This window comes from Pseudomonas sp. B424 (genome assembly GCF_055408345.1).
The window spans coordinates 36,382-51,460 of record NZ_JBUZTL010000029.1; the positions used below are offsets into that span (position 1 = coordinate 36,382).

The following is a 15,079-nucleotide window of genomic DNA, read 5'->3' on the forward strand; positions in this document are numbered from 1 at the left end:
TTGTCCTGCACTGTTACCTTTTCAGAGACACCCTCGGGCGCGCACGATTAACAGCAATGCGTGTAACTATATCAGTGCACATCTTTCCAGTATTCGCGCTTGAGCAGATAAGCGAACACAAAGAAGAAGGCCAGGTAGAGCAGCACGTAAGTACCGATGCGCTGATGCTCCAGCTTCACCGGGTTAGCCGAGTAGGCCAGGAAGGTCACAAGATTCTTGATCTTCTCATCGAACTGCTCTTCAGTCAGCGTGCCGGTTTTTGGCAGAACTGTCAGCTGGTCGCACGCTTCATGTGTCAAAGGCGTGCCGGTCAACGGATCATACTGCTTCTTGCCGTCTTCTACGATCTGTACTTGCTTGCAGCCTACAACCTGACGACCTTGCAACGGCGCCAGAACGTTAGGCATGCCCACGTTCGGGAAGACCTTGTTGTTCACACCCCAAGGGCGCGACGGGTCTTCGTAGAAAGAACGCAGATAGCTATAGAGCCAGTCAGTACCGCGCACGCGGGCCACCAGCGTCAGGTCTGGCGGTGCAGCACCGAACCAGGCCTTGGCATCAGCAGGCTGCATGCCGATGTTCATGTGGTCGCCAATCTTGGCACCGGTGAACACCAGGTTGTCGAGCATGACGTCATGGGGAATCCCCAGGTCGTCTGCCACACGCTCGTAGCGCTGGAACTTGGCACTGTGACAGCCCATGCAGTAGTTGGCGAACGTACGCGCGCCGTCCTGCATGGCAGCCTTGTCAGAAACATCGATGTCGACCTTGTCGAGTTGTACGCCCTGCTCGGCCGCAAAGGACAAAGCAGGCATCACCGCAAGCATCAATACAGCAAATAGCTTTTTCATCAGCCAGTCACCCTTTCCGGAACCGGTTTGGTCTTCTCAAGCCTGGTGTAGAACGGCATCAGAATGAAGTAGGCGAAGTACAGGAAGGTACACACCTGCGACAGCAACGTACGACCCGGGGTCGGTGCCAATACACCCAACACACCCAGAATCACGAACGAGATGCAGAAGATCCACAGCCAGATTCGGCTCAGCCAGCCCTTGTAGCGCATGGATTTAACCGGGCTGCGGTCAAGCCATGGCAACACGAACAACATGGCAATAGCAGCGCCCATGGCGATTACGCCAAGCAGCTTGTCCGGGATTGCACGCAAGATCGCGTAGAACGGTGTGAAGTACCAGACAGGCGCAATGTGTTCCGGCGTTTTAAAGGCGTTAGCCTGTTCAAAGTTCGGTTTTTCCAGGAAGTAGCCACCCATTTCCGGGAAGAAGAACACAATCGAGCAGAAGATAAACAGGAACACCACCACGCCGACGATGTCTTTCACGGTGTAGTACGGATGGAAGGCAATGCCGTCCAGCGGTACGCCGTTTTCGTCCTTGTGCTTTTTGATGTCCACGCCGTCCGGGTTGTTGGACCCGACTTCGTGCAAGGCCAGAACGTGCAGCACGACCAGGCCCAGAATCACGATCGGCAAAGCCACCACGTGCAGGGCGAAGAAGCGGTTCAGGGTAATTCCGGAGATCAGGTAGTCACCGCGAATCCACTGGGTCAGGTCGTTACCGATAACCGGAATCGCACCGAACAGCGAGATGATCACCTGGGCGCCCCAATAGGACATTTGCCCCCAAGGCAGCAGGTAACCCATGAAGGCTTCCGCCATCAGGGCCAGATAAATCATCATGCCGAACAGCCACACCAGCTCACGGGGCTTTTGGTACGAGCCGTAGAGCAAGCCGCGGAACATGTGCAGATAGACGACGACAAAGAACGCCGATGCACCCGTAGAGTGCAGATAACGCAGGATGGAGCCGTATTCGACGTCACGCATGATGTATTCGACAGAAGCAAAAGCTTCTTCTGCCGACGGCGTGTAGCTCATGGTCAGCCACACACCGGTAACGATCTGGTTTACCAGAACGAGCAATGCGAGAGAGCCAAAGAAGTAGAAGAAGTTGAAGTTCTTCGGAGCGTAATACTTGCTCAGATGGTCTTCCCACATCTTGGTAGCGGGGAAGCGAGCATCAATCCAATCCATGAACTTGCTCATTACGCGCTCTCCTCTTCAAGGCCAACGACAATGATGTTGTCACTGCCAGCTACATAGTAGTAAGGAGGCACGGGCAGGTTCAGCGGAGCAGGTTGCGACTTGTAGACGCGGCCGGCCAGGTCATAGTGCGAACCATGGCAAGGGCAGAAATACCCCCCGACCCAATCCTTGCCCAGGTCAGCAGGTGCGACCTCGGGACGGAAAGTTGGCGAGCAACCCAAGTGCGTGCAAATGCCGATCAACACCAACACTTCTGGCTTGATGGACCGCCACTCGTTTTTCGAGTTTTCAGGTTGATCCGATTGCGCGGACTCAGGATCAGCAAGCTGCCCTTCGATCTTCTTCAGATTCGCCAGGATCTCCTCAGTGCGGCGGACAATGAATACTGGCTGACCGCGCCACTCAGCAATCATCTGCTGCCCCGGCTCGATCTTTGCAATATTCACTTTCACCGGTGCGCCTGCGGCTTTCGCCTTGGCACTTGGGAACCACGACCCCACGAACGGGACCGCCGCCCCCACCGCTCCTGCAGCACCCACCACGGATGTGGCTGCTACGAGGAAGCGACGCCGGCCGACATTTACGCCGTCATTGCTCATTCAGTCCTCTCCCATCAGCTTTGTGGCCTGTTAAATCAGGCATCTACTAAATTTGCATCTGAACTTATAAAAATTTTGCAGAATGGTAATGAAAAGCCCCTACTCTGACAAGGTAATTACCGCTCTCGGGCGGCTACAAGCCTTGCAGTATAGGCGTTTGCTGGATGTGGCAAGTTGTCACATCAAGAAATCATCACCCATAAAAAACGCCCAGCTCCGAAGGAGACTGGGCGCTTTTGAACGAAGCTGCGAATTAACGCTTCGAGTACTGCGGACGCTTACGCGCTTTACGCAGACCGACTTTCTTACGTTCAACTTCACGAGCATCGCGAGTAACGAAGCCAGCTTTGCGCAGAGCGCCACGCAGGGTTTCGTCGTACTGCATCAGTGCGCGAGTGATACCGTGGCGGATTGCGCCAGCTTGACCACTTACACCACCACCGATCACGGTGACGTAGATGTCGAATTTCTCGACAGTCTCAGTCAGTTCCAGCGGCTGACGAACTACCATGCGGGCAGTTTCGCGACCGAAGAAATTCTCCAGAGTGCGGTTGTTGATCGAGATGTTACCGGTACCCGGACGCAGGAAAACGCGAGCGGTTGCGGTTTTACGACGGCCAGTGCCGTAGTTTTGAGTCGCCGACATAATGAACTATTCCGTTAAAACTTCAGTTCTTGGGGCTGCTGAGCAGTATGAGGGTGTACAGCGCCCGCATAGACTTTCAGCTTACGGTACATGTCGCGACCCAGCGGGTTTTTAGGCAGCATGCCTTTAACCGCGGTCTCGATCACGCGTTCAGGAGCTTTGGCGATCAGCTTTTCGAAGTTGATCGACTTAATCCCGCCCGGGAAACCGGAGTGAGAGTAGTACATTTTGTCAGTGGTTTTAGCGCCAGTGACACGAATCTGCTCGGCATTGATAACAACGATGTAGTCACCGGTGTCAACGTGCGGAGTGTATTCAGGCTTGTGCTTGCCACGCAGACGGCTCGCGATTTCGGTGGCCAGACGACCCAGTGTCTGGCCAGCAGCGTCGACGACAAACCAGTCGCGCGTAACTGTTTCCGGTTTAGCAGTAAAAGTTTTCATTCTTTATAGCCTCAGGGGCCGCCCTGTAAATTAGACGGCGGATCTTACTGAATAGTGCGTACTTTGACAAGTCAAAGGCAGCCGGATACAGACGCTATCGGGGGCTCGGGTCAGCGCGTCCGTTCAACGGCAAGATTCTTCGGCGGGCGGCGCATCACTTCCACCGCAGAAAGAGGTCGGCAATTATCCAGATTGCGAAAAAAAATACAACCTGCTTTTATGATTCTTTACCCGAAGGAGTCACCGATGGATTACCGCCAGCTAGGCCGAACCAATCTGAAAGTAAGCGCAATCGCCCTCGGAACCATGACCTGGGGCGAGCAAAACACCCAGAATGAAGCCTTCGCTCAAATCGAATACGCGAAAAACGCCGGGATCAATTTTATCGATACCGCCGAAATGTACCCGGTGCCGCCCAAGGCAGAAACCTACGCCAGCACCGAGCGCTACATCGGAAACTGGTTCAAGGCCCGGGGTGATCGCGCCGACTGGGTACTGGCCAGCAAGATCGCCGGCCCCGGCAATGGCATCGATTACATTCGTGACGGCCACCTCAAGCACAACCGCACCCATATCGTGCAAGCCCTGGACGCCAGCCTCAAACGCCTGCAGACCGACTGGATCGATCTTTACCAATTGCACTGGCCCGAGCGCAGCACCAACTTTTTCGGCCAGCTGGGCTACAAGCACAACGCCGACGAAACCTTCACCCCGCTCGAAGACACCCTTGAGGCACTGGACGAGCAAGTCAGGGCCGGCAAGATCCGCCACATCGGCCTGTCCAACGAAACACCCTGGGCCACCATGAAGTTCCTGCAACTGGCCGAAAGCCGTGGCTGGCCCCGTGCCGTTTCGATCCAGAATCCCTACAGCCTGCTTAACCGCAGCTTCGAAGTCGGCTTGGCTGAAATCGCCATTCGCGAACAGTGCGGCCTGCTCGCCTATTCGCCTCTGGCGTTCGGAATGCTCTCGGGCAAGTACTGTGGCGGTGCCCGGCCGCCAAAAGGCCGCCTGAGCCTCTACAGCCGCTTCTCGCGCTATTCAAACCCCCAGGCCGTGGCTGCCAGCGAGCGTTATGTGGCCCTGGCCCGCGAACATGGTCTGGATCCGGCGCAAATGGCCCTGGCCTACGTCACCCGACAACCTTTCGTCACCAGCAACATCATTGGTGCCACGACCATGGAGCAGCTCGAAAGCAATATCGCGAGTTTCGCCCTGCAATTATCGGATGAAGTGCTGGCCGGCATCGAAGCAATCCACAAGGAGCAGCCAAACCCGGCGCCTTGACCCCAATAAAACCCTCGTAGGCGCTGCCGCAGGTTGCGATCTTTTGAACCGTCGCAGCCATCGTGCTTCGGCAGCGCCTACAGGGGGTTGTGTACCCTCCCCCTAGACACACAGGAAAAAAAATAAGACGATCCAGCCGCAAGTTGACCAATTTCACCTATAAGAATAATCAAAAATATGTCTAATCAACTCTCCACGCCCCTGCGGCGCGTCAGCATTTTGGCCATCGATCGGGTATTCGCCTCGACCTTGATGCATGCCAAGGATTTCTTTCATCTCGCCAGCCTGCGTCACGGCAAGCAACTGGGCCAAGGCCTTACCGCCACCTTCGAAACACGCCTGGTCAGCCCCGACGGCAAACCGGCGATCAGCTTCAGTAATGTGCTGCTCCCCGTCGATGGCGGCCTGGAAGACGCGGACATCATCATCCTCCCGGCCTTTGGCGACGATTTCGACACCCTCTGCCAACGCTATCCGCAAGTCCTTCCATGGCTGCGTGAACAGCATGCACGCGGCGCCGTCCTGTGCGCAGAGGCCACCGGTGTGTTCTGGCTCGCCGAAGCCGGGCTGCTGGATGGCAAAGAAGCCACGACCTACTGGCGCTTTTTCAGCACTTTCGCCCAGCGCTACCCCAAGATTCATTTGAACCAGGACAAGCACCTCACCGACGCAGACAACCTCTACTGCGCCGGCGGCCCGACTTCAGCCTGCGACCTTTATATTTATCTGATCGAGCGTTTCTGCGGCGCCAACATCGCCCAGGCCGTGGCCCGCGACATTCTTTACGAAGTGCAGCGCAACTACACACCGGGGCGCATCGGCTTCGGCGGTCAGAAGCTGCACCAGGATGTGATCATCCTGCAAATCCAGCACTGGCTCGAAGATCACTTTGCCGACAAGTTCCGCTTCGAAGACGTTGCCCGCGAGCACGGCATGAGCATTCGCAACTTCATGCGACGTTTTCAGATGGCAACGGGCGACAAACCGCTGCACTACCTGCAACGACTGCGCATAGAAACGGCCAAGGGCCTGCTGTCGGCCACCCGCAAAAGCATCAAGACCATCAGCTACGACGTGGGCTATGACGACGCAAGCTTCTTTGCCCGGCTGTTTCGCCAGCACACCGAGCTGTCACCGAACCAGTATCGCCAGCAGTTTCAGCAGGCGGCGTACGTCGAAAAGCAGATCGCTTAAATTCATAGCGATGGACTACACATCAAACGGAATCATCTTATTCCTCTGCGTACCTGAAAAGCCTCTGATAAAAAACGCCCTGAACGGGGCGTGTATAGAGGCTTTACCTGCCCCCTGCGGAGGTACGCACCATGCAGCAAAAACTCAACCACACTTCCCTGCCCATACTTGCCATCGGCGCCTTGGGCGAAACCGTGAGCATCCGCCCACCGCAGCCCGCAGCGGGGTTGGCGCCTGCGGCCAGCGATGAAGCGCTGCTCAGCAGCATAGCGGAGCTGCACGAGGAGCTGGATGTCCACATCGAAACCTTGTGCATGGCGCCCAGCGCCTCGCTGGATTTCAATTTATTGCTTGAGGTGCTGATCTGGGCCCAGGAGCAAGTCAAACTCGGTGTACAAGGTGTGGTGATTACCCAGGGCACTGACACCCTGGAAGAAGCCGCCTTTTTCTTTGATCTGTTATGGAATTGCGACGTGCCGCTGGTGCTGACAGGCGCCATGCGCGCCTTCGTCCAGCCCAGTGCAGACGGCCCCGCCAATCTGCTGGATGCCATCAGGGTTGCGCTCGACACGCAGAGCCGCAAGCGCGGCGTCCTGGTGGTGATGAACAACCAGATTCATCAGGCACAGCATGTACGAAAAAGCTCATCCATGGCGCTGGAAGCCTTCAGCTCCCCGCTTTTCGGCCCGGCAGGACTACTGGTCGAGCGACGTATCTGCTATTTGCGCAAACCTTCACCCCGAACGGTCCTGCCTTTGCCCCGCACAACCCATCACAAGGTCGCGTTCCTGCAAGCATCCCTGTCCGCCGACACCCTGCTGCTGGACCACGTACTTGCCCTGGGGTATGAAGCGCTGGTCGTGAGCGCTTTCGGGGCCGGCCATGTGAGTCTCGAGTGGGCCGACCTGATCGATCAGATCTCCACGCAGATCCCGGTCCTGGTGGGCACCCGAACAGGCTCTGGCTCGACCGCCGAGACGTCTTGCGGTTTTATCGGCAGCGAAATGGACTTGATCGACCGCGGAGCACTGATGTGCGGGTTTCTGTGCCCGCACAAGGCGCGAATTCTGATATGGCTGCTGATCGGCTCAGGCCAGGGCCGCGAAGCCAGCAAGCACTTGCAACGGCTGGGGATAAAAACCAGCGACACATGACAGCCCGCGCCGTATCGCTCCCCTGAAAAACAAAAAGGCCTGCAATGCAGGCCTTTTGATACAGCGCTGGACTAAGGCTTGTGCGCCCGCGTCAGGTATTCGTGGGACTGCATTTCCAGCAAGCGGCTAAGAGTGCGCTGGAATTCAAAGTTCAAACGACCACCGGTGTACAAGTCTTTCAACTCGACTTCAGCCGAGATGATTAGCTTGACGTTGCGGTCATAGAACTCATCGACCATGTTGATGAAACGGCGGGCGATGTCGTCGCTTTTGACGTCCATTTGCTCTACACCGCTCAGGATAACGGCATTGAAGATTTTACCGAGCTCGATGTAGTCATTCTGGCTACGCGGGCCGTCGCACAGTTCGCGGAAGTCGAACCAGGCCACGTCATCACAAGTGCGAAGTGCACGAATGGTGCGGTTTTCAATGATCAGCTCGTCATTTTCAATCGCCCGGGTGGAGTTGTGCGTCAGCGCTTTAAAGCTCTCACGCAGGCTCTTCTCGGAAGCTTCATCCAGCGGGAAGTGGAACAGCTCGGCCTGCTCAAGGTGACGCAGGCGGTAGTCGACGCCGCTGTCGACGTTGACGATTTCGGTGTTCTGCTTGATCAGAGCAATGGCCGGCAGGAAGCGCGCGCGTTGCAGGCCGTCCCTGTACAAACCGTCCGGCACGATGTTCGACGTCGCGACCAGGGTCACGCCGTTTTTGAACAGTTCCTCCATCAAGGTGCCGAGAATCATCGCATCGGTAATGTCCGAAACAAAGAATTCGTCGAAACAAATCACCCGGGCCTCATCGGAGAAACGCTTGGCGATGATGGTCAGCGGGTTCTTTTCACCATTGAGGGTGCGCATTTCTTCGTGCACGCGCTTCATGAAGCGGTGGAAGTGCGTACGAACCTTCTCTTTGAACGGCAAGGCATCAAAGAACGTGTCCACCAGGTAGGTTTTACCCCGACCCACACCGCCCCAGAAATACAGGCCCTTGACCGGCGTACGTTCTTTTTTGCCGAACAGCTTGCTGAACACGCCAGGCTTGCTCTGGGAAGCAGCAACCAGGTCGTCGTAAAGACGCTGCAAATGGCGCACAGCGTTTTCCTGTGCGGCATCGTGGAAGAAGTCCGGGCGTTTCAGATCAGCTTGGTATCGTTCTAGAGGCGTCATAATTCGTTAGCAAGGCAACAAAAACGGGCCGCCACTGTAGCGACGGCCCTGGGGAATGGCAATCAAACCTGAGACGAAACGTCGCACTTTCTCAGTCTTGAGCGGGGACCAATGCCAGGCGCAATGCCTGGATCGCCGCGTCACGCGCTGCGCTATCGGCAAACGCAGGGCTGTCTGCCACGCATGCGTCGGCCAGCCACACGCTGAAGCTCAGCTCGTCACTGCGCACATCCAGCGGTTCACCCGCCTGCAGTTGCTTGGTCACCTGACCGGCGGCTTTGCCATCTGCAAAACTGCGCGACAGCAGCAGTTGCTCGCCATCAGCGGCCAGCAGGCGGAAACGGAAGCTGCCATCTTCGTCGCGGAAGCTGACAAATCTCGGGCCCTTGACGGCTTTTTTCTTGATGTTGGTGGTGGCCTGGGCGGCGCTGACAAACGAGCGCAAGCCAACCGCTTCACGCAACTGGGTCAGGAACGGGCGCGCGATGTTACGCGCTTTTTGGGCGCCGGCCAGAAGGATGTCTTCCATGTCCGCAGGTCGCGACATCAAGTCGTGGTAACGCTCGCGGGACTCACCCAGCTCGGCATCCAGCAGCTTGAACAGGCGCTCTTTGGCCTCGCCCCAGCCCAGGCCCTGCAACAATTCGCTGCGCAACTCATCTGCCTGCTCAGCCGTGGAGAACGCCTGATACAGGGTGAACAGGTGCGAGTTGTCCGGATCTTTGGCTTCGCCCGGCGCACGGGAGTCGGTGACGATCCGCGAAATCGCGCTTTTCATGTCTTTGGCGCTGCTGAACAACGGAATGGTGTTGTCGTAGCTTTTGGACATTTTGCGGCCATCAAGGCCCGGCAAAGTGGCCACGCTTTCTTCGATCAGCGCTTCAGGCATGGCGAAGAATTCCTTGCCATTGCCGAACAGGTGATTGAAGCGCTGGCCGATGTCACGAGCCATTTCTACGTGCTGGATCTGGTCACGACCGACCGGCACCTTGTTGGCGTTGAACATCAGGATGTCTGCTGCCATCAGCACCGGATAGCTGTACAGCCCCATGGTGATGCCCGCATCCGGGTCTTCACCGTTTTCCAGGTTCTTGTCGACCGAGGCCTTGTAGGCGTGAGCCCGGTTGAGCAAGCCCTTGGCCGCGACACAGGTCAGCAGCCAGGTCAGTTCCGGGATCTCCGGGATATCGGACTGGCGATAAAACGTCACACGATCGACATCCAGACCCGAGGCCAGCCAGGTCGCGGCGATTTCCTGACGCGAGCGCTGGATGCGCTGCGGGTCATCGCACTTGATCAGGGCGTGGTAGTCGGCCAGGAAGTAAAACGAGTCGGCATTGGGGTCACGGCTGGCCACGATCGCAGGGCGGATGGCCCCGGCGTAGTTGCCCAGGTGCGGCGTACCGGTGGTGGTGATACCGGTGAGGATACGAGTACGAGTGGTCATGGTTAATCGCTTATCAGGCTGCAATCAATTCGAAAGGCGTGGCGCTACCAACTCTTTGAGCTCGGGCAGCTTGCCGTGAAAAAAGTGTCCGCATTCTGCCACTTTCAGCAGCTCATGGGGGCGGGTCAGCGCGCTTGACCAGTTATAGACCAGCTGCGGGTCAATCACTTCGTCGGTTTCGGGCTGGATAACCGTCAGCGGGCAGTTGTGGGGCAAGGCATCTTCGTCACGCAATCGCATGACCGCCGGGGCCACCATGAACAGGCGCGACAGGTTCTCGCCCCGGGCCTCAAGCCGCCCGCCCAGGCTGGCCGCAACAAAACCGCCAAACGAAAAGCCGAGCAGGGTAATCGGTAATTCAGGGTGTTTGGCGCGCAACCAGTTCGCGGCAGCCAGTGCATCATCGACTTCGCCAGAACCCATATCGTGGCTGCCTTCGCTGGCACCCGTACCGCGGTAATTAAATCGCAAGGTAATCAGGCCAGCATCACGTGCGGTGCGCTGCAGGGTCGAAACCACTTTATTCATCATGGTTCCACCCTGCACCGGATTCGGGTGGCACAGCAGCGCAAGGCCCTTTGGCTCAGCAGAATCAAGGTACAAGGCTTCCAGTTGGCCGACGGGGCCATCAATTACTACAGGGGTTTCGCGGGTAAGCAAGAAGGAACTCCGTGACCTCAAATTGGGTCGACTCGTCTAGCTGATAGATTCTGTCTGACATATTTGCGAGTGCATCGCGGTATACAGCGCAGGTCCGAGCCGTTAACGTAAAGCAAAGCCGTTTATAGAGGAAGGACTCGTGGAACACTCGCTCTTGATTTGGTTGTTGCCGACTCTAGCCTTGGTTGCCGGTGTCGCCATTGGTTTTCTGGTCGCTCGTCTGCTGCCAAATGCCGTGCCTAACCGCACGCAGCGTCAGCTAGACGACATCCAGGAACGTTTTGACAGTTATCAAAGTGAAGTGGTCACCCACTTCAACAGCACCGCCAACCTGATGAAAAAACTCACTCAGAGCCATCAGGACGTGCAAGACCACCTCGCCGAGGGCGCCAACCGTTTGGCCCTGGACGAGCAAACTCGCCAACGCCTGCTGGCGGCATTGCACTCTGACGCGCCACAACCGCATCGCGAGCGCATTACCCCGCCGCGCAGCGCTGAGCCGCCGCTGGATTACGCACCGAAAACCCCGAACGCCCCCGGTATGCTTGATGAGCATTACGGCCTGAAGAAGTAATTCCTCCGGTAAAGCGTTAAACAAAAAGCCCCGCGATCGATAAGGATCGCGGGGCTTTTTGTTGAGTGGCTACAACGTGGACTTTACGGGTACTGCTGAACCTGACCCGGCTGCTGGTATTGCATGCCCGGGATCGGTGCCAGGGTGACTTGCACGCGGCGGTTCTGCGCACGGCCGTCAGCTGTTGCGTTGCTGGCAATCGGGTCAGCCGGGCCCATGCCCTTGACCGACAGGTACTGCCCGCTCACGCCCTGGGACGTCAGGTAGGTCGCCACACTTTGTGCACGTTGCTGCGAGAGCTGCATGTTGTAGTTGTAGTTACCGGTGCTGTCGGTGTAACCCGCAATCTGGATCAGGTTCTGGTTGTTGAACTGCTTCAGCGAGTTCGCCAGGTTGTTCAGCGGCTGATAGAAACTTGGGGCGATGTTGGCGGAGTTGGTCGCGAAGGTAATGTTGCCCGGCATCACCAGGGTGATGTTGTCACCCTGACGCTGAACCTCAACGCCGGTATTGGCCATGCTGGCGCGCAATGCAGCTTCCTGCTTGTCGGCGTAATAGCCGTAACCCGCCGCACCCAGGCCCGCCACGGCGGCGCCGATCAACGCACCCTTGCCGCGGTTATTGTGGTCGATGGCAGCACCCGCCACAGCACCGGCCAAAGCCCCCAGACCACCGTAGGTAGCGGTTTTGCTCAAGCCCGTCCCGGAGGAAGCCTGGCCCTGGTTGCCATACGGGTTGGGCGTAGCGCAGCCGGCCAGCAAGGCAACCGCACTTGCAGCAACAATCAAACGACGCGAAATGAACATGGTGAAGCTCCTGATCAATCTTTCTGGGGGCAAAAGGCCATAGGCATTAGACCTTCATGGGCGTTAGAACACGACCAATGGTAAAAATTCCTTTGGGCGCTGACATTTGCAGTCAACAAACCATAGTCGCCCGATTGCATGCCCACAAATCCCTGACCCTCGCCAACCCCATTACTTTTTGGTCGCCTTGCTGCGCATAACAATTGCAGGCAAACCGAGGCGACTGCATCGCTGGCAAGCAAGCTCCCACTGCAGGTATGGGTTTTATACAGCCGCTGTCAGAACTTCACGCCCACCGTCAGCGTCACAAAGTCGCGGTCGCTCAGGGTGCTGTAGCGCCCGCCAAAGAAGTTGGTGTACGACAGGCTGCTGGTGTAGGTGTTTTGATACTCACCGTCCAGGCCCAGGGTGATGGCTTTGCGGCCTTCTTCGAAGTTGGCGTTGGGGCCGGGGGAATAGCCGCTGATGTCATGGGACCAACCCAGATTGGGCTTGAGGTTCACACCGGGCAATACGCTGTTGTATTCCCACACCGCCCGGCCACGGTAACCCCAGGACGTGGTGGTGGCGAAACCGTCGTCACCCTCGGTGCCGAAGACCGGGTCACGGCCATAACGCAGGTCTGACGTACCCTCCAGACCGCCCACATGGGTCACGCCCACCTCACCGATCACGGTCAGGCGATTGGCCCCCATCGCATTGTCGAAAATATGCGTGAGCGACGTCTGGAACTGGGTGATTTCCTTGCGCTGATAGCCCTGAACATCCGCTCCGGGGGTCACGGTCAGCGGCGAGGCATCGGCAAGGCCGGGCAGCAACGTGACATTGGCATACAGCAAGTCGTTGCTGTTGAGTTGCACCGGCGCATTGGGACGGTAGCTCAGCTCGCCTTTCCAGGCCGTGCCTGTGGATAACGTAGTGGCGAAGCTCAAACCATACAGACGGATGTCTTCGGGGTATTCGACGTAGTAGCTGGAGTTGCCGGCAACGATCATCGGCGCCAGCCCGCCCGCACCAGCCGCCGCGTTATAGGCCGACTGCGGCGCAGCGCCTGCGCTGAGGATCGGGTCACGGCTGTGGTAGTTCATGAAGTAGGCGCCAAACTCGGTGTCCAGCGGCTCAAACACATAGTGCATGGCCACGCCGAACTGCCCGCTGTTGCGCGCATTGCGGTTGGCGCCACGACGCACCAGCACGCCTTCGCCATTCACATCGACACCCGCACTGCTCAGCGCCGCAAGGTCGGCCGCATCGAGCGCCGAGCGCTTGCTCATGACCCGGTAATTGCCGCTGCAACCGTCCGCGATCACGTCCGACTGCGAGAAAAACGTCCCGCAGTTGTCCGCCTCTGACTGCTGCCAGTCGAGCTGATAGAAAGCTTCGGCCGACAGATTGTCAGTCAGGTTTTGCGAGAGATAGAACAGGTTGACCGGCACCAGGCCATCTTTGTATTCAGTGCCCGGCCGCCGATAAGCTGACACGTCGGTGGGGTTGATCGCATTGATCCCGCCGCCGATAAACACGCCCTCGCCCCAACTGACCACTTGCTTGCCCAGGCGCGCCGCGCCGGGCTGATCGGCGATCTCATAGTTGTGATACACGAAAGCATCCAGCAGTTGCGCCCCGGCTGATTGCGCACTGGCTTTGCGCCCGCTGTCGCTGACGGGTTTGAAGGGGCGGCTGTCGTCCTGCAACTCAAAGTCGTACCAGTACTTGCCGCGCACATACAGGCCGCTATCGCCGTACTTCAGCTCCAGCCCGTGCATGCCGGTGAAAATTTTTGAGAAGGTTTCGCCGCGCTTGAAATTGAGACGGCCATCGTCCGAGATTTCGGACTGCCCCTTGCCGCCATTGTTGGCGCCAATCAGGCTGCGATCGGCCTTGGCGGTCGACCAGCTTGCGCCGATGGACAGCTCGGAATCGATCTGACCTTCGACTTCGCCAATGTTGAAACTTACGCCCCAAGCGGGCCCGGAGAGCGTCGAAACGAGACTGACTGCCAGCGACAGTTGGGCTCGGCGCCAGAACCGGTTGACTGAGGACATCGATACTTCTCCGTGGGCACACTGCATTTAAGTGCGCAAGGATGAAGCAAAACCAGAATTTGACAAGAACCCAACTATCCCCGTAGCAGCTGCCGAGGAACGAAGGTTGCGTGCGATTGCGAAGCAATCGTAAAACCTGTGTACGCGGTTTAACAGGTGGACCGCAGCCTCAGGTTTACGACGGCTCCGCCGCCGGACGCTGCCTCGTTCCTGCGGCAGCTGCTACAAGACTGTAATCAGTGCATTTCGGTAAACGCCAGCTTCACACCCAGCGCCACCAGCACCGCGCCCATGGTGCGATCAAACCAATGGCCCATGCGGGCAAAGCCGGTGCGTACGCGCTGATGGCTGAACAACATGGCCACCATGCAAAACCACACACCGGTGGCGACCGCGAGATACACGCCGTAACCGGCCTGAATCGACAGCGGTGTATGCGGGTTGATCACCACGGTGAACAGCGACAGGAAAAACAGCGTCGCTTTCGGGTTCAGCCCATTGGTCACAAAGCCCGACGTGAAAGCCCCGCGCGCCGTGCGCTCACCCACCGGCAACGCGGCCGCCAGGGCTGCAGGGTCGGCCGGTTTGGCCCGCAGGGCCTTGATCCCGATGTACAGCAGGTAAGCCGCTGCCAGCCATTTAAGGGCGTTAAACAGCACAATCGACTGCGACACAATGATCCCGATACCCAACAGCGAATAGCCGACGTGGACGAAAATCGCCGTGCCCACACCAAACGCGGTAAACATCCCGGCGCGGCGACCGTGGGTCACGCTTTCGCGCACCACCACCGCAAAATCAGGCCCGGGGCTGGCCACGGCCAGCAAGTGAATCAGGGCAACGGTCAAAAATTCTGTCCAGTACATGCACGGCTCCATTACAAATTGTTTCTTCTGTTAGGGGGCGTTCTCATTTGAATCGAGCAGGTTAAATCCGTAACCTTCAGTGGATTTGGAGCAGCGGATGAGTCGCCATAGGCTTCTTCATGATGATCAA

15 protein-coding genes are annotated in these 15,079 nt (G+C 57.6%); 4 read left to right on the top strand and 11 right to left on the bottom strand.

Annotated elements, in window-relative coordinates:
* Nucleotides 1-71: 71 nt before the first annotated feature.
* From ACZRMS_RS23120 to rplM, 5 genes are all read right to left on the bottom strand, one after another.
* On the bottom strand, nt 72-851 hold the full coding sequence (locus tag ACZRMS_RS23120) for a cytochrome c1 (protein ID WP_463997236.1): 780 nt from the start codon (nt 849-851) through the stop codon (nt 72-74).
* Nucleotides 851-2,062 (bottom strand): cytochrome b, encoded by a 1,212-nt coding sequence (locus ACZRMS_RS23125; RefSeq protein WP_048359180.1) that lies wholly within the window; start codon nt 2,060-2,062, stop codon nt 851-853. The genes ACZRMS_RS23120 and ACZRMS_RS23125 overlap by 1 nt, the downstream gene beginning before the upstream one ends.
* Entirely contained in the window at nt 2,062-2,661 is a 600-nt protein-coding gene (gene petA / locus ACZRMS_RS23130; RefSeq protein ID WP_048359181.1) for a ubiquinol-cytochrome c reductase iron-sulfur subunit, read from the bottom strand. Before petA ends, ACZRMS_RS23125 begins: the two co-directional genes overlap by 1 nt.
* A gap of 253 nt (nt 2,662-2,914) precedes the next feature.
* The gene (gene rpsI / locus ACZRMS_RS23135; protein ID WP_003216038.1) at nt 2,915-3,307 is read right to left on the bottom strand and encodes a 30S ribosomal protein S9; all 393 of its coding nucleotides are present in this window, start codon (nt 3,305-3,307) and stop codon (nt 2,915-2,917) included.
* Nucleotides 3,308-3,321: 14 nt separating this feature from the next.
* The gene (gene rplM, locus ACZRMS_RS23140; protein ID WP_048359182.1) at nt 3,322-3,750 is read right to left on the bottom strand and encodes a 50S ribosomal protein L13; all 429 of its coding nucleotides are present in this window, start codon (nt 3,748-3,750) and stop codon (nt 3,322-3,324) included.
* A 246-nt stretch (nt 3,751-3,996) separates the two neighbouring features.
* Between rplM and ACZRMS_RS23145 the strand changes: the two genes are divergently transcribed.
* From ACZRMS_RS23145 to ACZRMS_RS23155, 3 genes are all read left to right on the top strand, one after another.
* Nucleotides 3,997-5,037: an NADP(H)-dependent aldo-keto reductase gene (locus ACZRMS_RS23145; RefSeq protein WP_463997237.1), complete on the top strand. Its 1,041-nt coding sequence runs from the start codon at nt 3,997-3,999 to the stop codon at nt 5,035-5,037.
* A gap of 252 nt (nt 5,038-5,289) precedes the next feature.
* The gene (locus ACZRMS_RS23150) at nt 5,290-6,231 is read left to right on the top strand and encodes a GlxA family transcriptional regulator (RefSeq protein WP_463997245.1); all 942 of its coding nucleotides are present in this window, start codon (nt 5,290-5,292) and stop codon (nt 6,229-6,231) included.
* Nucleotides 6,232-6,362: 131 nt separating this feature from the next.
* The gene (locus tag ACZRMS_RS23155) at nt 6,363-7,385 is read left to right on the top strand and encodes an asparaginase (protein WP_463997238.1); all 1,023 of its coding nucleotides are present in this window, start codon (nt 6,363-6,365) and stop codon (nt 7,383-7,385) included.
* Between the two features lie 71 nt (nt 7,386-7,456).
* On the opposite strand, the gene zapE is transcribed toward ACZRMS_RS23155, so the two are convergent.
* The 3 genes from zapE to ACZRMS_RS23170 all read right to left on the bottom strand — a co-directional run bounded on the left by zapE (nt 7,457) and on the right by ACZRMS_RS23170 (nt 10,658).
* Nucleotides 7,457-8,551: a cell division protein ZapE gene (gene zapE, locus ACZRMS_RS23160; RefSeq protein WP_463997239.1), complete on the bottom strand. Its 1,095-nt coding sequence runs from the start codon at nt 8,549-8,551 to the stop codon at nt 7,457-7,459.
* Nucleotides 8,552-8,642: 91 nt separating this feature from the next.
* A complete protein-coding gene (locus ACZRMS_RS23165) occupies nt 8,643-9,998 on the bottom strand; it encodes a tryptophan--tRNA ligase (RefSeq protein WP_463997240.1) in 1,356 nt (451 codons plus the stop codon).
* A 24-nt stretch (nt 9,999-10,022) separates the two neighbouring features.
* Nucleotides 10,023-10,658 (bottom strand): alpha/beta hydrolase, encoded by a 636-nt coding sequence (locus ACZRMS_RS23170; RefSeq protein WP_463997241.1) that lies wholly within the window; start codon nt 10,656-10,658, stop codon nt 10,023-10,025.
* Between the two features lie 139 nt (nt 10,659-10,797).
* Between ACZRMS_RS23170 and ACZRMS_RS23175 the strand changes: the two genes are divergently transcribed.
* The gene (locus ACZRMS_RS23175) at nt 10,798-11,232 is read left to right on the top strand and encodes a Z-ring associated ZapG family protein (protein WP_048359189.1); all 435 of its coding nucleotides are present in this window, start codon (nt 10,798-10,800) and stop codon (nt 11,230-11,232) included.
* Nucleotides 11,233-11,315: 83 nt separating this feature from the next.
* Here the strand turns inward: ACZRMS_RS23175 and ACZRMS_RS23180 are convergent, their stop codons facing one another.
* The 3 genes from ACZRMS_RS23180 to ACZRMS_RS23190 form a co-directional block, all read right to left on the bottom strand.
* Nucleotides 11,316-12,038, bottom strand: coding sequence for a YiaD family glycine zipper/OmpA-like lipoprotein (locus ACZRMS_RS23180; protein WP_048359190.1), 723 nt, complete (start codon nt 12,036-12,038; stop codon nt 11,316-11,318).
* 278 nt (nt 12,039-12,316) lie between these two features.
* Nucleotides 12,317-14,083 carry a DUF1302 domain-containing protein gene (locus ACZRMS_RS23185; RefSeq protein ID WP_463997242.1) on the bottom strand — a complete coding sequence of 589 codons (1,767 nt, stop codon included), beginning with the start codon at nt 14,081-14,083 and terminating at the stop codon, nt 12,317-12,319.
* Nucleotides 14,084-14,319: 236 nt separating this feature from the next.
* On the bottom strand, nt 14,320-14,949 hold the full coding sequence (locus ACZRMS_RS23190) for a LysE family translocator (protein WP_463997243.1): 630 nt from the start codon (nt 14,947-14,949) through the stop codon (nt 14,320-14,322).
* Nucleotides 14,950-15,079: the final 130 nt, after the last annotated feature.